Source organism: Janthinobacterium sp. FT14W (assembly GCF_009208755.1).
GTDB lineage: Bacteria > Pseudomonadota > Gammaproteobacteria > Burkholderiales > Burkholderiaceae_D > Janthinobacterium > Janthinobacterium violaceinigrum.
The window spans coordinates 71,162-88,429 of record NZ_WFLL01000015.1; the positions used below are offsets into that span (position 1 = coordinate 71,162).

Consider the following 17,268-nt stretch of genomic DNA (forward strand, 5'->3'; position numbering starts at 1 on the left):
GGTGTTTTTACTGCTCACCCGAGGTCTGACCTGCAGTGATTAAATTGCCATGATGCGTTTCAGGTCGACGAATGCCGTTTCGTACAGGTGCTGGAACGCGCCGACCATGACTTCTTCCACGCCTTCGGCCGCGTCGAACTCGCCCGACCATTCCGCCACGCAGGTAGCGGCGCCCGGCTCGCCCGTGACGCGCAGGGTGGAGCGGTAGTTCTTGACGGGAATCGGGCCAGAAACGATGGTGTAGCTGTAGCTCTTGTCCGCTTCGCTGTAGCTTTGCAGGCGTTCGGCGATGATGGCGCCGTCCGTGGTTTTCAGGCGGCGCACGCGGCCGCCGTGCTCGGACAGGCTGGTCTTGATCGAGCTCGACCATTCAGCCAGCGACTGGAAGCCGCCGATAAAATCCCACACGCGTTCGGCGCTTGCCGCCAATGTTACAGAAACAATTACTTGGGCCATCTTTAATTCGGTTCCTCATCCAGGTTTGCCGGGCGCCGCGCCCGGCCGGCCGGAGTTGCCCGGCACAGCCGCTATTTTAGCGCCCGCGCAGCTTTGCTGCTGAGCGCATATCGAGAGGGACAGCGGCGGCTGGCCTGGCTGGCAAGGAAGTCTTACAGATTTTCTGCCAGGAAAATCAAGGAATTGCCGTGCGCGTGGGCGGCGGCGCGCTGCTGGTAGCTGTCGCGGTGGGTGCAGTTGAAACCGTGCTCGGCGCCCGGATAGATATGGATTTCCACGTCTTGCCGGTCTTCGAAGCGCTCGGCGATCTTTTGCACGGCTTCCGGCGGGATGTGGCTGTCCTGGCCGCCAAAGTGCATGAGCAGCGGCACCTGGATCCGGTCGGCCAGGTCCAGCTTGTTCTGGATGCCGCCGCCGTAATAGGCAATGGCGGCGTCGACCAGGCCGGCCGCGGCCGTCTGGAACGACAAGCGGCCGCCGAAGCAGTAGCCGACGGACGCCAGCTTGCCCGTCACTTCCGCACGCGCGCGCAGGACGCCGATGGTGGCCTTGATATCGCTCAAGGCATGTTCGTTATCGGTGGCCTGCATCAGTTCCACGGCGCGCTTCCAGCCGTCCGCATCGTAGCCCAGCTCGATGTGCGCGCCGGCGCGCCAGAACAGGTCCGGCACCAGCACCACGTAGCCGTCGGCCGCGTACTGGTCGGCCACGGCGCGGATGTGCTCGTTGACGCCGAAAATTTCCTGCAACAGGATGATGGCGGGGCCCTTGCCCACGTGCGGCACGGCCAGGTAAGCCTGGAAGCTGCCGTCCGGGCCGGCGATATCGATCCACTGCGATGTTGTGCTCATAGAAACTCCAGTCTGAGGTTGGGGGGAATGCCACAGCCAGGCATGTTACTGGTTTTTCCCCCCGCCTGCGCCGGCACGCCCAAGCCGGCACGGCCGCATTGACAAAGATCTAATACAGTTCACGCAAGTAAATCACGGGACCGGACTTGAACACGCCGAACACGGCGCGTCCCACGGTACTGGGCAGGAAAGGCAGGCTGCCCACGGAAACATCGACGCTGCCCGCCACGCCGGGCGCCAGCAGCACCAACTGGCCGTTGGGCGATGGCAATACCCCGCCGGCAAAGGTGTAGGTGCCGTTCTGCACTTTCGTCGCGCCATTGCATGTGCCCGCGCCGAGTCCCTGGCGGCAATTGGCCAGGATCACGCCGGCCTGGGGAAACTGGCTGGTGCTGTCCGATACGTTGCCCAGCCAGCTGCCATTCCAGTATTGCACCTGCACAGGCAGGCGGATCGGCAGGCGCTCGGAACCATAGCTGTTGGGCACCATGATGCGGCCCGTGAGCACGGTCAGCCGCGCTTCCGTGCCGGCATCGGACGGCGCCGACGTCACGGTGGCGCCCGCATAGGGGGTGGTGGCACGGAACAGCACGTCGGTCGGCGGCGCCAGCGCGACCGTAGCGGCCGGCACGGCATACGCGCCGGGAAAGCGGTAGGCAATCTGGCTGCTGGCCACGCCCGTCGTGAAGCTGGCGGGCGCGATGCCCGTCACGGTCGTTTGCGCCGCCGTCCCGTCGCTCAGCCGGCTGCCCGACGGCGTCGCCGGCGGAAAGGCCGTCAGGCCCGTGGCGGCATCGTAGGCGCGCAAGGCCACCTGGGCCGTCAAGGCCGTGTCGCGCCCGTCGAAGTTGAGCGTCGTGCCGTTCGCGGCATTCTGCGCCGTGACGCGCAGCTTGAACGGCTGCTGCGCATAGATGAAACTGCCCGCCGCGCAGGACAATGGCGCCTTGCAAGGCATGGGTTCGCTGCCGGGCACCTCCGTGACGAAGTGGTGCGGGATGAATTGCACACTGTTGCTGGGGCCCGTGGTAAAGGGCGGGACGACGCCATTCACGGCTGGCGGCGCGGCCCCCAGGTAGGTGGCCATCGTCGCCGTAAACTGGATGGTGCCCGCTTCCGCCCAGCTCAGGTTGCTGGCGGTGCCGATGCCGTTGCCATTGTTGAAAGCCAGGCTGCCCGCGACTGCGGGGTTGGCGGCGCCGGAAAAGGTGGGCGCGACAAATAGACGATCCAACAACACCGTCTGCGCCGTCGTTTCCCGGCCAAAATTGGCCGTCACGGCGCCGGCCGCGTTTACGGCCGACACGCTGATGCGGGTGGCGGGCGCCACGGGCAGCGCCGCCAGCCCGGCGCGCTGCGGCGTGGCGATGGTGCCGAACACGAAACGCTGGGGCCCCACGATGACGTTGCCGCTGCCCGTCATGGTCAGGCCGCTGTCGCTGCCGCTGGTCGAGGCATACGTGGCCGTCAGCCCCAGCGCGCCTGCATCGGCGTACAGCATGTTCGGCGTGGCCAGGCCGTTGGCATCGAAGGCCAGCTGCACGGCGGCACCGGCCGCGCTGCAGGCGCTGCCCGTGTTGGCGGCCAGGGGGATGTAGCTGCCATCCTTGTTCTGTATGCGCGCGGGCAAGGTGCCCGTGCCGGGATTGGCATAGGTGCAGCGCAGCTGCAAGGTCTTGTTCTGGTTGGCAAACAGGGGCACGCAGGCGCGCGGATTCGATGCCGATACCTGCAGCGCGCTGATGGCGATGGGGCCCTCGACCTCGGCATAACGGGGGACGCCGTTGACCTGCAGCGCGCTGCTGACAAATGCCATCTGACAATTGGTCACGCTGCCGTCGACGCTGCTCTTGCAGACCAGCGCCCCCGTCGTCGCCGGCGTGCTGCTCAGGCCCAGGGGGACATTGCTGGCCGGCGTGGTCTGCGCCACGCTGGATGTGGCCGTGCCCGTCGCCGGCTGGGTGGCGTTGATTTGCGCCACGGCGCCGCCCGGCGTCAGCGTGACCTGGGCCGCGCCCGTGTAGACGGTGCTGCAGGCCGCGTCGGCGCAGGCCGTCACGGTCACGGGCGCGGGCGCGCAGCTGAGCGCCGAGGGCGGATGCGTGATCTGAAAGTGATGCGGCCCGGCCTGGGTGCCGGGGCCGCACTTCGGCCCCATGGGGTCGGTGTAGGGCCAGCCGCTATTGTTCGTCACGCAGCTGCACGGATTCGATGGCGTATAGGCCTTGCAGGTGATGGTTTGCTGCACCCGGCCCTGCCAGCCCAGGGTGATATGGTCGACCAGGGCGTTGCCCGTGATATAGGCGTTGGACGAGTCGAGCGTCACGTTGCCGCCCTCGACATTGCCCTTGACGCCATTGCCGGACGCAATGGTCAAGGAACTGGCGGCCTTCACGTCGCCCGTGACGAGCAGGCCGGACGCCTTCAGGTCGATGGTGGGCGAGGTCAGGTTGCCCTTCACCTGGCTGCCGGAGCCGACGGAAAGCGAGGTGCTGGCCGTGATGTCGCCCTGCACCTTGCTGTTGGACGCATCGATGCTGACGACGGACGCCGTCGTGTTGCCCGTCAGGCTGCTGCCCGAACCGAGGCTGAAGGAATTGCTGGCCGTCACGTCGCCCGTGATCGTCACACTGGAGCTGGTGGTGACGGTGGCGCCGCTGATGGGGCCGGAAATGGTCGAACTGGAACCGATGCTCACGGCACCCGTGGCCTTGACGCTGCCGCTGATGGTGACGTTGGAATTGGCGCTGATCGAGCCGCCGGTGATGGCGCCGTTCAACACCGAGCCGGAGGAAATGTCGATATTGCCCGTGGCCGTGATATTGCCCGTCACCCGCACGGCCGTGCCACCCAGCGAGACGGATGCGGCCGTGATATCGGCCACGATGTTGTTGTTGCTCTGGCCGCCCACCTTGAAGGTGCCGCCCTTGGCCGTCAGGCTGCCGCCCGTGATTCTCAGGTTCGGCGTATTGGTGTTGCTGAAATCAAGATTCTTGTTGGCCGTCAGCGCAGCCGTGCCGCTCATGCTCAGGCCCTGGTTGTAGCCGATGCTCACGTCGCTGTTGACCGTGACGCCATAGCCGCTGGCAATGACGACGGCATCCGTATCGGCCATCTGCAGGCTGGCGCACGTGTATTGCGTGCCGGCCAGGCTGCAGCCGTTGACGGTACCGCCATTGAAGTTGAGGGTGGCCGCCTGGGCAATGGATGAGCCCAGCAGCAATGTCAGGGCAACAAAAAAGTGGAGTAAGCGCACGATATCCAGGAATCCGATGGGTGGGGAGCCAGCGGGCGCGCGGATTATTTCATGCTAACCTACGCCATCGCTGTTGTTGCATTATGGCAGTATTTATCCCCCTCGCGCATATCGCATGATCAAGCAAAGCCCCAAAGAATTCCCCCTGCGCACCGTCGACATCATCGTCTATCCCGGCTTCAAGGCGCTCGAAGCCATCGGCGCCATGAAGGTGTTTGACTACGCCAACACGCATTTGCGCCTGCGCAACCTGCCCGGCGGCTACGACGTGCGCATCGCCTCGACGGCCGTCGGCCCCGTCGAGTCGGACACCCTGATGTCGCTGCACGCGAGCAAGGCGCTCGATGCGCACCGCCTGCCCGACCTGGCCGTCATCGTCGGCTGCCACCACGTCGAACAGGTCTTGCAGGATATCCCCGCCCTGGCCGCCTGGGTGGCCGAGGCGGCGCCCCGCATCGACACGCTGGCAGCCCTGTGCACGGGCTGCTTCTTCCTGGCCGAGGCGGGCGTGCTCGATGGCAAGAGCGCCGCCACGCACTGGAGCGCCGTGGACAGCCTGCGCCAGCGCTATCCTTTGATACAGGTCAATGCCGATGCGATTTTCGTACGGGAAGGGAAATTCTGGACGTCGGCCGGCGTCACGGCCGGCATCGACCTGGCGCTGGCCCTGGTGGAAGACGATTTCAGCCGCGATATCGCCCTGGAAGTGGCGCGCGACCTGGTGGTGTATCTGAAGCGGCCCGGCGGCCAGTCGCAGTTTTCCGTGCACCTGTCGAGCCAGATGACCACGCATCCCACCATCCGCCAGTTGCAGGGCTGGATCATGGAACATCTTGCCGAAGAGCTCACGGTGCCGCTGCTGGCGGCCAGGCTGGCCATGAGCGAGCGCAATTTTACGCGCGTGTTCCAGCGTGAAACGGGGACCAGCCCCACGGAATTCATCGACACGGCCCGCTTCGAAGTGGCGCGCCGCTTGCTGGAAGACAATGTGTCTTCCTTAAAACAAGTGGCCGTGCAGGCGGGCTTGCACAGCGAGGAAAGACTGCGCCGCCTGTTTCAAAAGAAACTCGCCATCACGCCGCGCGACTACCGCGAACGCTTTTCCAGCACGGCGCGCTAGCAATTCAGCGCAGCTTGCCGTGACGCACGTGGCGCGTGGCCAGTTGCCGGCGCTGGCGGGCCAGCGGCGTAAACAGCAGTGCGCACAGCAGGAAGGTGGCAAGCAAGCCCAGCCACATCGTGGGCGACGCCGGCATGGCGGCATCGCGCCACCATAGCGCGGCCAGCGCACACAGGGCAGCGGCCAGGAAGACGGGCAGCATGCGCCGCAAGGTCAGCAAATAGGCAGTGGCAAACATGAATGGCTCCCAAAGCAAGGCGGATGCCTTCACACTAGCAGGGGCAGGCAGCGAAGTACAGCCTGCCGCCCTGCCCCGTCCGTCAAGTGTTGCGCAATGAGTACATGCCGATCAGTCCATTAAACTTAGTAGAGGACCACGGAACGGATCGATTCGCCGCTCTTCATCAGGTCGAAACCTTCATTGATGCGTTCGAGCGGCAAGCGGTGCGTGATCAGGTCGTCGATATTGAGCTTGCCTTCCATATACCAGTCGACGATCTTCGGCACGTCCGTGCGTCCCCGTGCGCCGCCGAAAGCCGAACCGCGCCATTCGCGCCCCGTCACCAGCTGGAACGGCCGCGTGGAAATTTCCTGGCCGGCCGCCGCCACGCCGATGATGAATGACTTGCCCCAGCCCTTGTGCGTGCACTCGAGTGCCTGGCGCATCAGGGTCGTGTTGCCCACGCATTCGAACGAATAATCGGCGCCGCCGTCCGTCAGCTGCACGATGGCGTCGACGACGTTCTCCACCTCGTTCGGGTTGATGAAATGCGTCATGCCGAACTTGCGCGCGATGGCCTGGCGCGCGGGGTTGATGTCGATGCCGATGATCTTGTCGGCGCCCACCATCTTCGCCGCCTGGATCACGTTCAGGCCGATGCCGCCCAGGCCGAACACGGCCACGTTGGCGCCCGCCTCGACCTTGGCCGAGAACAGCACGGCGCCCACGCCCGTCGTCACGCCGCAGCCGATGTAGCACACCTTGTCGAACGGCGCGTCTTCACGGATCTTGGCCAGCGCGATTTCCGGCACGACGATGTAGTTCGAGAAGGTGGACGTGCCCATGTAGTGGAACAGCGGCTGACCATTGAGCGAGAAGCGGCTGGTGGCGTCCGGCATCAGGCCGCGGCCCTGGGTGGAGCGGATGGCCTGGCACAGATTCGTCTTTTGCGACAGGCAGAATTTGCACTGGCGGCATTCGGGCGTGTACAGGGGGATGACGTGGTCATCCTTTTTCAGGGTCGTCACGCCCGGGCCCACGTCGACGACGACGCCAGCCCCTTCGTGGCCCAGGATGGCGGGGAAGATGCCTTCCGGATCGGCGCCCGACAGGGTGTAGTAATCGGTATGGCAGATGCCCGTGGCTTTCAGCTCGACCAGCACTTCGCCGGCGCGCGGGCCGGCCAGGTCGACTTCTTCGATGGTCAGCGGGGCGCCCGCCTTCCAGGCAATCGCGGCTTTGGTTTTCATGGGGTGTCTTCCTGCTCGGTTTCAGATGCGCCATTATCGGACGCGGGCGGGCGCGGCGGGGCAGGCGGCCACGGGCTTGTCTGAAAACGCGGCGCATTTGTCCGATGCCGCCGCAAGGTGCAACAGCGCACGGACACTCGGCGCACGCCAGGCGTACGCTTGCGCAAGCTCAATCTTGCAGGCATAAAAACGCGCATTCTGGACGCAACAGCAGCAACAGCAGCATGATGTATCGCACTGACTCGCTCCCGCTGACTCGCCATTTCACCGTTCCCCCAGGAGACTAACATGCGCAACGCACTATCCCGACTGCCGATCGCCTGGCCAGCCCTGCTGCTGGCATGCTGCCTGGTCCTGCTGTCTTCCTGCGGCGGCGGGAGCAGCCACCACCCGCCCGGCGCCGCGACCGGCAGCCTGGCCGTGGCCATCAACGGCTTGCCGGCCGGCGTGGCGGGCGCCGTCACGCTCAGCGGTCCCGGGGCCTACAGCAAGCTGCTGACGGCAAGCGCCACCCTGACGGACCTGGCGCCCGGCGCCTATGCGCTCAACGCCGCCAGCGTGGCGCAAGGCACGGGGACGCTGGCGCCCACGCCCGTCACGCAGCAGGTGCAAGTCAATGCGGGCGCGACGGCAAGCGCCAGCGTCAGCTATGCGGCCACGGCGCCGCTGGCCCTGGCCCTGCAAGAGGTGGCCAGCGGCCTGGACGCCCCCATCTTCCTCATCGCGCCGCCCGGCGACAGCCGCCTCTTCATGGTCGAACGCCCCGGCCGCATCCGCGTACTGCAGAACGGCAACCTGCTGGCCACGCCCTTCCTCGACATCGGCACCCTGACCAGCACCAGCGGCGAGCGGGGCTTGCTGTCGCTGGCTTTCCATCCGCAATACGCGAGCAATGGCTATTTCTTCATTTATTACACCAACCTGGCGGGCGATATCGTCATCGAGCGGCGGCAAGTGTCGGCCGGCAACGCCAACGTGGCCGATCCCCTGTCCGCGCTGACCATCCTCACGATTGCCCACCCCACCTTCAGCAACCACTATGGCGGCCTGCTCAGCTTTGGCCCGGACGGCTACCTGTACGCGGGCACGGGCGACGGCGGCAGCGCGGGCGACCCGCCCGGCAATGCGCAAAACACGAATGTGCTGCTCGGTAAACTGCTGCGCCTGGACGTCAATGCCAGCAGCGTAGCCCAGCCGTACGCAATTCCACCGGGCAACCCGTTTGCCGGCACGGCGGGCGCGCGCGGCGAGATCTGGGCGTATGGCTTGCGCAATCCGTGGCGCTACGCCTTTGACGTGCCGGCCCAGCTGCTGTACATCGCCGACGTGGGCCAGGCCAGCTGGGAAGAGGTCGATGTGCGTCCCGTGGGCCAGGCGGGCAACAACTATGGCTGGAACATCATGGAAGGCGCGCACTGCTACAACAGCAGCAGCTGCAGCCAGGCGGGCCTGGTCCTGCCCGCCATCGAATACGGCCACGATGCGGCCGGCGGCTGCTCGATCACGGGCGGCTATGTGTACCGCGGCACGGCCCTGCCGGAACTGGCGGGACAGTACCTGTATTCGGATTATTGCAGCGGCTGGCTGAAGAGTTTCAGCTACGGCAATGGCACGGCCTCCGCCGTGACGGACTGGGGCATCACGAACGTGGGCAATATCCTGTCCTTCGGTCAGGATGCTCAAAACGAGCTGTACATGCTGAGCGGCACGGGCAAGGTCTACCGGATCGTGCGCAAGTAAGCGTACGCCAATCAGCGTAGGCCAATACGCGTGCGCCGCTGAAGCGGACCCACGCGCGCGGGCCAGGGGCGTTTTCGACGGGACGCGGGGAACCGGCTAGAATGGGTTTTTTCCGCCGCGCCCTGCGCCCCAGCTCAAGAGAACACCATGGCCCGTTTGAAACTTGAATTTCCTGAAGACCAGTACTGCTATTCCTCGCAACTGACGGTACGCACCACGGACATCAATGCCGGCAACCATCTCGGCAACGATTCCATGATTTCCATGATTTCCGAGGCACGCGCCCGCTTCCTGTTCGAATATGGCGTGCGCGACGTCGAGGCGGACGGCACCGGCATCATCGTCACCGACCTAGCCACCACCTACCGCGCCGAAGCCCATGCGCGCGACCAGCTGCTGTTCGAAGTGGGCGTCATGGATTTCAATAAATATGGCGGCGACATCACCTTCCGCATCACGCGTCCGCGCGACAGCACCCTGATCGCGATGGCCAAGTCCGGCTTTGTGTTTTTCAACTATAAGCTCAGCCAGGTCGTGCCCATGCCCGAAGATTTCGGCAGCAAGTTCCCGCAGGTGAACTGGGTCGATTGAGCGAGAGCCCTGCCGTCATGCTGTATGCTTGCCAGGAAGACATTAAAACTGGAGCGGCATGCAATCAGCGATAACGGCAAGACTGTGCCTGGCCCTGGCCCTGCTGGGCGCGTGGCCGGCCGCCCTGGCCGCGCCGCAAACCGTCATCCTGTACGGCGACGACGACTATGCGCCGTACAGCTATGTGGAAAACGGCGTCTTCAAGGGCATGTATATCGATATCCTGCGCCAGGCGGCCAGCGCGATGCCCGCTTACCGGCTGGAACTGCAGCCGCGCCCCTGGAAACGGGGGCTCGATGCGCTGGAAAAGGGCCAGGTGTTCGGCCTGTTCCCGCCGGGACGCAAGACGGAACGGCCATACGTACAACCGTATTCGACCGTGCTGTACCGCGAATCGGTGGTCCTGTTTTGCCATGACGCCGTCATGCGCACGCCGCGCACGCGCTTTCCCGCCGACTTTGCCGGCCTGACCATCGGCGTCAACACGGGTTTTTTGCTGTCGGAGAAATTGATGGCGCCCGCCCGCCAGGGGCTGCTGCACCTGGAAGCGGCCAAGGGCAATGAAGCCAATCTGAAGAAACTGGCCCTGCGGCGCATCGATTGCTACGCCAGCGACCGTGGCGCGGCCCGCCATACGGCGCGCCGGCTGCGCGGCGAGCTGGCCCGCTACGGCTTTGCCTTGCATGAAGTGCTGGAACTGTCGTCCGAAGACACGTATATCGCCTATAGCGCGGGCAACACGCCGGCCTACAAGGCCGATTTCGTCGCGCAGATGAATGCCGCCCTGCTGGCCCTGCGCCAAAGCGGCCAGCTGGCGCGCATCGAAGCGGCTTACTTGCGTTGACTACCTGCCCTGCACTTCGCGCTGCTGCAAGCTCACGACGGGCTTGCTGCGCCCCTTGGGCTTGATATTAAAGGTATTCCTGAACCAGTCGTCGATCATCTGCTTTTCAAAGCGCAGGGAGTCGTTGCTGGAATAGCGGCCGATACGCTGCAAATAAGACATATCGGACAGGTAGGCGTTGCCGCTGGCGAGGACCTTGCCGTTTTGCTCGAGCGTATAGCGCAGGCGCATGCGCGGCCAGTCGGTGCGGCCATCCATCACGCGGATGGCGAAAGCGCCGCGGCGCGTGACATCTTCACGGCCTGCCAGGTCGACGTCGGTCACCTCGATCTTGAGTTGCTGCCCGGGCGGCAGGCTCTTGCCCAGAAACTGGAAATGATCGGCCAGCCCGTTGAGGACCACATCGCGGTCGGGCGTGCTGAACGGTACGTCGGTATATTTGTCTGGCTGTTCGAAGTTCACCTGCACGCCTGCCCAGGCACCGCTGCAGGCAAGCAAAGTCATTGCCGCTAGCCACGTTTTCATCACATTGGAAATACGCATATCCGTTCCTTTCAGAAAGTCCGACTTCCAGGTAGCACCACGTTGCCGCGCATCGCGACAGCTGGAGCGACTATAGCCTGAAGTGAAAATTTCTGTAGCGCAATACCAATGCGCGCCCGGGACGGCAGCGGGAATCGGCCGCTGCCGTCCCGGCTGGCCGGCTTATTTGCGTGCCGGACGCTTCACTTGCGTGCCGAACGTGCTCGAGAACCAGTCATCGATCATCTTTTTCTCGTAGCGCAACTTGTCGCCGCTGGAATAACGATTGATACGCGTCAAATAAGACATATCGGACAGGGCCGCATCGGCGCTACCGATGACCTTGCCATCTTGCTCAAGCACATAATGCAAGCGCATGCGGGGCCAATCGGCCTGACCGTTCATCACGCGGAAATCCTGCGTGGGGCGCAGGGCGGGGTTTTCCCGGCCAGCCATGTCCAGGTCCGTCACCTCGATCTTCAGGGTTTGCCCGGGCTTGAGCGACTCTCCCAGCTTCTCGAAATGCGCAGTCAAGTCCTTGAGCACCTTGTCGCGCTCAGTCTGATCGAAAGACAAGTCCGTGAATTGTTCGGGCTTGGTGAAATGCACTTCCGTGCCTGCCCAGGCAGCACTGCTCGCCAGCAAAGCCAGACCAGCAATGAAGGTACGCGTCGTTTTCATGATGAGTCCTTTCAAGAATGTTGGTGGCGCTGCGGCCACTTTTTACTTTTTAATATAGCGCGATGCATTTCGTTCTAAAGAGAAACTAATACATTGTTACTTTTCTTGCAGCGTGTAACGAACAAGGGGAGGCAAGCCGCAGATTTTTTACGGATTCATTGGCAATATTGACTAAAACAAAGTATTGTCTTGAAAATATAGTTGCCTAAGCGATAAAGTATAGCTGGTGTCGGCAGCATGGATCCAAAGTGCCTTTTTGGCATGGATGTTGCATGATTTTAGTCAATTGTTCTTGCTTATTGTTAATACTTAGCTGTCAGTCTACAATCGACAAAATGCGCCCGAAAAACGCGCAACGCCAGTGGTGGCGCACAGCTTAGCCTGGCGCAGGCGTCTCAGCATTGCGTCAGTTATGCCTTTTAGCGGAACTCGTCCTTATGTCATTTTTGTCTTCAGCCTCGCCCAAGTTACCTCCCTGGAAAGTCCTGCTCGTCGACGATGAACCCGACATCCACGACATCACGGAACTGACGCTGAGCCGTTTCCGCCTGGAAGGCCGTGCGCTGAGCTTCGTGCATGCGTACAGCGGCGCCGAGGCCAAGCAGGTGCTGGCGCGCGAAGACGGCATCGCGCTGGTCTTCCTCGACGTGGTGATGGAGCGCGAAGACAGCGGCCTGGAAGTGGCGCGCTGGATGCGCGAAGACCTGGGCAACCAGTTTACGCGCATCGTGCTGCGCACGGGACAGCCGGGACAGGCGCCGGAAGAACGGGTGATCGTCAACTACGACATCAACGACTACAAGGAAAAGACGGAACTGGACCGCACCAAGCTGTTCACCACCACCTTTGCCGCCCTGCGCGCCTACCGCGACATCATGAAGGTGGAAGAGGCGCGCCAGGCCCAGCTCCACTACCGCGAAGGCCTCGAGCGCGTGATCGCCGCCTCGGCGCACATCTTCAAGCAGCGCAACCTGCGCGACTTCGCCAGCGGCCTGCTGCAGCAAGTCGTCGCCCTGCTGCGCCTGGAAACGAGCATGCTGCTGCGCCTGCGCGGCGCCAGCGCCATCTCGGGCGAGCAGGATTATGAAATCCTCGCGCAGATCGGCGACACGGACGACGGCATCCTCAGCCCGTCCCTGCTGTCGCAGCTGGACGATGCCAAGAGCAACAAGATTTCGCGCCTGCATGGCGACACCTATGTCGGCTACTTCCCGAACAGCAGCGGCAAGGCGTCCTTGCTGGTCTTGAAGGGCGTGGAAGAAATCTCCGACCTCGATGCGCAGCTGCTGGAAGTGTTCTGCTCGGGCGTGGCCATTGCCTTCGACAATATCCTGCTGACGCAGGAAATCACCGATACCCAGGCCGAACTGATCCTGCGCCTGGGCGACGTGGTCGAATCGCGCTCGCACGAAGGGGGCAACCACGTGCGCCGCATGGCCGAAGTGTGCCAGCTGCTGGCGCAGGCCTCCGGCATGTCGGCAGAGGAAACCATGGTGCTGCGCCATGCGGCGCCCATGCATGACATCGGCAAGATTTCCACGCCCGACGCCGTGCTGCTGAAACCCGGCAAGCTCGACGCGGCCGAATGGGAAATCATGAAGCAGCATCCGACGGTGGGCATGTCCATCCTCGACGGCTCGCAGCGTCCGCTGCTGAAGGCCGCCGCCGTGATCGCCCACCAGCATCATGAAAAATACGACGGCAGCGGCTACCCGCAGGGGCTGGCCGGCGAACACATCCACAAATACGCGCGCATCGCCGCCGTGGCCGACGTCTTCGACGCCCTCATGCACAAGCGCTGCTACAAGGACGCCTGGCCCCTGGAGCGCGTGGTGGGCTACCTGCGCGAAGTGAGCGGCAGCCACCTGGACCCGCAGTATGTGGAGTTGCTGATTGCCAATCTCGACGAAGCGCTTGCGCTGAATCAACGTTTCCCTGATTAGGTTCCGGATTCCAGATTTAACCCAAGAGCAGATACTGGGGTCAGACCCTCAGGGTCTGACCCCGGCTTCACGGGCCAAGCCGCCGTTTTCAGGTTTTCAAGCGCTTTTCGGCTCCAATGGAAAGCGGATCTTGTAGTGCAATCCCATCCCCGGCGCACTGACCACCTTCACCGTGCCGCCCAGCGGCCCCGTCACCAGGTTATACAGGATGTGCGCACCCAGGCCGCTGCCGCCCGAGCCCCGCTTGGTCGTGAAGAAGGGGTCGAACAGCTGGCCCAGGGTGGCGCTGTCCATGCCCATGCCGTCGTCGCTGTAATCGAGTTCCAGCATCTCGCCGGCCGTGCGCACGCCGATCTTGATCCTGCCCGGCTCGCCTTCGGCAAAGCCGTGCACGAGGGAATTGACCACCATGTTGGTGACGATCTGCGAGACGGCGCCCGGATAGCTGCGCAGCTGCACGTCGGGCGCGCACTCGATATCCACCTTGATGGGCTTGCCCTTCAGCTTGGGCTGCAGCGACAGCAGGATTTCATCGAGGTATTTGCGCAGATTGAAGCTGCGCAGCTCGTCCGAGGACTGGTCCACGGCCACCTGCTTGAAGCTGCGCACCAGCGCCGCGGCGCGCTGCGTATTCGTCGTCATGATGCGCAGGGTCTGGTCGATGATGTCGAAAAACTGGCGCAAGCCGTCTTCATCGAGCTGGCCGCCGTCCAGGTCTTCGCGCGTGAGCTTCAATTCCTGCACCAGGTGGCTGGTGGCCGTCACGCATATGCCCAGCGGCGTATTGATTTCATGCGCCACGCCCGCCACCAGGCGCCCCAGCGAAGCGAGCTTTTCCTGGCGCACCAGTTCCGACTGCGCTTCCTGCAAGGCGTTCAGGGCGCTGTTCAGGGCCGCGTTCTGCTCTTCCAGCGCTTCCTTGGCCCGCCGCATGGCGCTGTCGGCCTGGATGCGGGCCATCGCCACGGCCACGTGGCTGGCCATGAAGGCCAGCACGTCCAGTTCCGCCTGGCCATACACGACGGACGAGTCATAGCTTTGCACGATGATCACGCCATACTTGCGCTCGCCCAACAGCATGGGCGCGCCCATCCAGCTGGCGATGCTGGTATTGCCCAGCGGCTCTTCCATTTCGCCGCTGGCCACCAGCGCCGCATAGCTGTCCGCATCGAGCAGGCAAGCCTGGCGCCGCGCCAGCACATACGAACTCATGCCGATGCCGTAATGAAAGCGTTTCACGGGCGCCTGCGCATCTTTTTCATCGACAAAATACGGGATCGTGATGTCCTTGTTGTCCGGGTGATACAGGGCGATGAGGAAATTCTTCGCCGTCACCAGCTCGCTGATGATGGCGTGCAGGCGCGTGTACAAGGTGGTCGCGTCGGAGGCCTGCGCCGACAGGTTGGCGATTTCATACAGCGCATGCTGCAGGTTTTCCGCGCGGCGCCGCTCGGCCACTTCGTGCGCCAGCAGCGCCGTGCGCTCCTGCACCGCCTTTTCCAGCCGGTCCATGCTTTGCATGCCCTGCAGGGCGCTCGACACGTGCGTGGCGATCAGCGCGAACAGCGCCTGGTCTTCCAGGCTGAAGCGGTGCTGGGCGTCGTAGCTCTGGATGACGATGGCGCCCAGCACCTGGTGCTGCTGGTCCAGCAGCGGGCAGCCGATCCAGTGCTCGGCCGCCGTGCCGCCGCCCCAGGCGCCGCCGTCGATGGCGCGCATGGCGTCGTCGTCGGCCGTCATCACCAGCTGCTTGCGGTTGACGATGACCCACGCCGTGGGCGACTGCGCCGCGCTGGCCAGGCGCACGCCCTCGTCCGGATCGGGCGCGGCATCGAATTCATCGACAAAATAGGGAAAGCGCACGAGGCCGTCGTCGCGGTCGCTGAGCGCGACATAAAAGTTCGCCGCATACATGATGCGCCCCAGCGCCGCATGCACCGCCTGCAGGAATTCGCTGATATCGCTGCAGGTGCTCGAGCGCTGCCCGATTTCCAGCAACACGGTTTGAACGGCTTCCAGGCGGCTGAGACGGCTTTCCATGGGTGACTGTGTGCCTTGTGTAAGTATATGTTCTGAAAATCAATATTATCAGTTCAGCCCCGCCTTGGCACGGCATAAAGCGGAGAATCTTGCCTTAAGGCAGAGCAGCACACGCTACGCCAGCATTTGCCACCTTGGCGATACAGTGGCAGACTAGGCCCCTTCCTACAGACCAGACCGTCCTCATGACCGCCACGCTACGCGCCGCCCTTCGTCCCTACACCCTCGCCGGCCTGCTGGCCTTTGCCGCGCTGGGCATGCCGCCCCTGTGCGCCGCGCCAGCCAAGGCGCCGGCGGCGGAGACGGCCGATGGCGGACGCTATTTCGGCCCTCTCGTCGCGGGCAAGATGCATGGCCAGGGCCGGCTCGAATACGCGAGCGGCGCGTTTTACGAAGGGGGCTTCGCGCGCGGCGTGTTTTCCGGCCAGGGCAGGCTGCGCCAGTCCTCGGGCGTCGAATACGTGGGCGCCTTCCGCCAGGGCGCCTTCGATGGCATTGGCCGCTACACCTCGCCCAAGGGCGAAATCTATGCGGGCAGCTTCGTCAAGGGCAGCTTCGAGGGGATGGGCCGCTTCCAGGGCGCCGACGGCGCCACCTTCGAAGGCCAGTTCAAGCACTGGCGCCCGCACGGCGCCGGCAAGCTGACCGACACGGACGGCACCGTCTTCGAAGGCGAATTCGTCCAGGGCCAGGTGCAGGGCAAGGCCACCGTCACCACCAGCGACGGCATCCACTACGAAGGCGAGCTGAAGGACTGGAAATTCGAGGGCCAGGGCGTGCTGCGCACGGCCGACGGCGACGAATACCGGGGCGGCTTCAAGAATGGCCAGTTCGACGGCAAGGGCGTGCTGCGCTACGCCGTGGCGCAGGCGGACGGCCGGCGCGAAGACAGCGGCAACTGGACGGAAGGCCAGCTGGACGACCCGGCCCTGGACAAGCTCACGCGCGACAATATCGAACTGGCCCTGTACAACCAGCGCAGCCTGCTCGACGGCGCCCTGGCGCGCATCGCGCCGCGCGACGGGGCAAAAAAGATCAACCTGTACCTGCTGGGCGTGGCCGGCGATGGCGCGCAGGAAGTGTTTCACCGCGAAACGGCCTTCGTGCAGCGCCAGTTCGACCGCGACTATGGCACCGTGGGCCGCTCCCTGATGCTCGTCAACAGCCGCAACACGGTAGCGCAGCAGCCGATGGCCACGCGCACCAGCATTGCCGCCAGCCTCGACGCGCTGGGCGCGAAGATGGACAAGCAGAACGACGTGCTGTTCCTGTTCCTCACCAGCCACGGCTCGCCCGAACACGAACTGGCGCTGGCGCAGAACGGCATGGACCTGCACAGCCTGCCCGCGCAGGAGCTGGCGTCGATGCTCAGGCACAGCGGCATCCGCTGGAAAGTCATCGTGATCTCGGCCTGCTATGCGGGCGGTTTCATCGATGCATTGAAGGATGATCAAACGCTGGTCATCACGGCCGCGCGCCGCGACCGCACCTCGTTCGGCTGCGACGACCAGAACGATTTCACTTATTTCAGCGAAGCGTATTTCAAGGAAGCGCTGCCAAAGAGCAACAGCTTCGAGTCCGCCTTCGAGCAGGCCAAGGTGCTGGTGCAGGTGCGCGAGGCGGCCGATTTCAACGAGGGCGGCATGGAAGCGGAAGAGCATTCCGAGCCGCAAATGTTCCAGGGCAAGGCCATCGCCGCGCATTTGAAGGCATGGCGCGCCCAGCCGCGCTAAGCGCAGCGCAGCCCTGCTACT

General features: G+C 63.9%; 14 protein-coding genes. 6 read left to right on the forward strand and 8 right to left on the reverse strand.

Going from position 1 to position 17,268, the window contains the following annotated elements:
* Nucleotides 1–39: 39 nt before the first annotated feature.
* The 3 genes from GCN74_RS12595 to GCN74_RS12605 all read right to left on the reverse strand — a co-directional run bounded on the left by GCN74_RS12595 (nucleotide 40) and on the right by GCN74_RS12605 (nucleotide 4,563).
* Nucleotides 40–456 carry an SRPBCC family protein gene (locus GCN74_RS12595; protein ID WP_152257000.1) on the reverse strand — a complete coding sequence of 139 codons (417 nt, stop codon included), beginning with the start codon at nucleotides 454–456 and terminating at the stop codon, nucleotides 40–42.
* A gap of 152 nt (nucleotides 457–608) precedes the next feature.
* Nucleotides 609–1,307: a dienelactone hydrolase family protein gene (locus GCN74_RS12600; RefSeq protein WP_152257001.1), complete on the reverse strand. Its 699-nt coding sequence runs from the start codon at nucleotides 1,305–1,307 to the stop codon at nucleotides 609–611.
* Nucleotides 1,308–1,416: 109 nt separating this feature from the next.
* On the reverse strand, nucleotides 1,417–4,563 hold the full coding sequence (locus GCN74_RS12605; protein ID WP_152257002.1) for a polymer-forming cytoskeletal protein: 3,147 nt from the start codon (nucleotides 4,561–4,563) through the stop codon (nucleotides 1,417–1,419).
* 115 nt (nucleotides 4,564–4,678) lie between these two features.
* On the opposite strand from GCN74_RS12605, the gene GCN74_RS12610 reads away from it, so the two are divergent.
* Nucleotides 4,679–5,683 (forward strand): GlxA family transcriptional regulator, encoded by a 1,005-nt coding sequence (locus tag GCN74_RS12610; protein WP_152257003.1) that lies wholly within the window; start codon nucleotides 4,679–4,681, stop codon nucleotides 5,681–5,683.
* 4 nt (nucleotides 5,684–5,687) lie between these two features.
* Here GCN74_RS12610 and GCN74_RS12615 read toward each other — a convergent pair whose 3' ends face one another.
* Together GCN74_RS12615 and GCN74_RS12620 are read right to left on the reverse strand one after the other, a co-directional pair.
* Nucleotides 5,688–5,921: a hypothetical protein gene (locus tag GCN74_RS12615; protein ID WP_152257004.1), complete on the reverse strand. Its 234-nt coding sequence runs from the start codon at nucleotides 5,919–5,921 to the stop codon at nucleotides 5,688–5,690.
* A gap of 125 nt (nucleotides 5,922–6,046) precedes the next feature.
* Complete coding sequence (locus tag GCN74_RS12620) at nucleotides 6,047–7,153, reverse strand: S-(hydroxymethyl)glutathione dehydrogenase/class III alcohol dehydrogenase (protein ID WP_035824324.1); 1,107 nt, start codon at nucleotides 7,151–7,153, stop codon at nucleotides 6,047–6,049.
* 288 nt (nucleotides 7,154–7,441) lie between these two features.
* Here GCN74_RS12620 and GCN74_RS12625 point away from each other — a divergent pair, with 288 nt between their 5' ends.
* The 3 genes from GCN74_RS12625 to GCN74_RS12635 all read left to right on the forward strand — a co-directional run bounded on the left by GCN74_RS12625 (nucleotide 7,442) and on the right by GCN74_RS12635 (nucleotide 10,328).
* Entirely contained in the window at nucleotides 7,442–8,893 is a 1,452-nt protein-coding gene (locus GCN74_RS12625) for a PQQ-dependent sugar dehydrogenase (protein WP_152257005.1), read from the forward strand.
* Nucleotides 8,894–9,040: 147 nt separating this feature from the next.
* A complete protein-coding gene (locus tag GCN74_RS12630) occupies nucleotides 9,041–9,484 on the forward strand; it encodes a thioesterase family protein (protein ID WP_152257006.1) in 444 nt (147 codons plus the stop codon).
* 58 nt (nucleotides 9,485–9,542) lie between these two features.
* Complete coding sequence (locus GCN74_RS12635) at nucleotides 9,543–10,328, forward strand: substrate-binding periplasmic protein (protein ID WP_152257007.1); 786 nt, start codon at nucleotides 9,543–9,545, stop codon at nucleotides 10,326–10,328.
* Here GCN74_RS12635 and GCN74_RS12640 read toward each other — a convergent pair whose 3' ends face one another.
* A complete protein-coding gene (locus GCN74_RS12640; protein ID WP_226939014.1) occupies nucleotides 10,329–10,832 on the reverse strand; it encodes a DUF3016 domain-containing protein in 504 nt (167 codons plus the stop codon).
* 201 nt (nucleotides 10,833–11,033) lie between these two features.
* Nucleotides 11,034–11,531 carry a DUF3016 domain-containing protein gene (locus GCN74_RS12645; RefSeq protein WP_152257008.1) on the reverse strand — a complete coding sequence of 166 codons (498 nt, stop codon included), beginning with the start codon at nucleotides 11,529–11,531 and terminating at the stop codon, nucleotides 11,034–11,036.
* Between the two features lie 437 nt (nucleotides 11,532–11,968).
* Here GCN74_RS12645 and GCN74_RS12650 point away from each other — a divergent pair, with 437 nt between their 5' ends.
* On the forward strand, nucleotides 11,969–13,474 hold the full coding sequence (locus GCN74_RS12650) for a DUF3369 domain-containing protein (protein ID WP_152257009.1): 1,506 nt from the start codon (nucleotides 11,969–11,971) through the stop codon (nucleotides 13,472–13,474).
* A 96-nt stretch (nucleotides 13,475–13,570) separates the two neighbouring features.
* On the opposite strand, the gene GCN74_RS12655 is transcribed toward GCN74_RS12650, so the two are convergent.
* The gene (locus GCN74_RS12655) at nucleotides 13,571–15,514 is read right to left on the reverse strand and encodes a GAF domain-containing sensor histidine kinase (protein WP_152257010.1); all 1,944 of its coding nucleotides are present in this window, start codon (nucleotides 15,512–15,514) and stop codon (nucleotides 13,571–13,573) included.
* Nucleotides 15,515–15,699: 185 nt separating this feature from the next.
* Between GCN74_RS12655 and GCN74_RS12660 the strand changes: the two genes are divergently transcribed.
* Nucleotides 15,700–17,247, forward strand: a complete 1,548-nt coding sequence (locus GCN74_RS12660; RefSeq protein WP_152257011.1) for a C13 family peptidase — start codon at nucleotides 15,700–15,702, stop codon at nucleotides 17,245–17,247.
* Nucleotides 17,248–17,268: the final 21 nt, after the last annotated feature.

Bases quoted from the DNA above. Each gene is read 5' to 3' on its own strand.
- GCN74_RS12630 (WP_152257006.1), top strand. From the start codon at position 9,041: ATGGCCCGTTTGAAACTTGAATTTCCTGAAGACCAGTACTGCTATTCC.
- GCN74_RS12625 (WP_152257005.1), top strand. From the start codon at position 7,442: ATGCGCAACGCACTATCCCGACTGCCGATCGCCTGGCCAGCCCTGCTG.
- GCN74_RS12595 (WP_152257000.1), bottom strand. From the start codon at position 456: ATGGCCCAAGTAATTGTTTCTGTAACATTGGCGGCAAGCGCCGAACGC.
- GCN74_RS12615 (WP_152257004.1), bottom strand. From the start codon at position 5,921: ATGTTTGCCACTGCCTATTTGCTGACCTTGCGGCGCATGCTGCCCGTC.
- GCN74_RS12640 (WP_226939014.1), bottom strand. From the start codon at position 10,832: ATGACTTTGCTTGCCTGCAGCGGTGCCTGGGCAGGCGTGCAGGTGAAC.
- GCN74_RS12650 (WP_152257009.1), top strand. From the start codon at position 11,969: ATGTCATTTTTGTCTTCAGCCTCGCCCAAGTTACCTCCCTGGAAAGTC.
- GCN74_RS12655 (WP_152257010.1), bottom strand. From the start codon at position 15,514: ATGGAAAGCCGTCTCAGCCGCCTGGAAGCCGTTCAAACCGTGTTGCTG.
- GCN74_RS12645 (WP_152257008.1), bottom strand. From the start codon at position 11,531: ATGAAAACGACGCGTACCTTCATTGCTGGTCTGGCTTTGCTGGCGAGC.
- GCN74_RS12660 (WP_152257011.1), top strand. From the start codon at position 15,700: ATGACCGCCACGCTACGCGCCGCCCTTCGTCCCTACACCCTCGCCGGC.
- GCN74_RS12635 (WP_152257007.1), top strand. From the start codon at position 9,543: ATGCAATCAGCGATAACGGCAAGACTGTGCCTGGCCCTGGCCCTGCTG.
- GCN74_RS12610 (WP_152257003.1), top strand. From the start codon at position 4,679: ATGATCAAGCAAAGCCCCAAAGAATTCCCCCTGCGCACCGTCGACATC.
- GCN74_RS12600 (WP_152257001.1), bottom strand. From the start codon at position 1,307: ATGAGCACAACATCGCAGTGGATCGATATCGCCGGCCCGGACGGCAGC.
- GCN74_RS12620 (WP_035824324.1), bottom strand. From the start codon at position 7,153: ATGAAAACCAAAGCCGCGATTGCCTGGAAGGCGGGCGCCCCGCTGACC.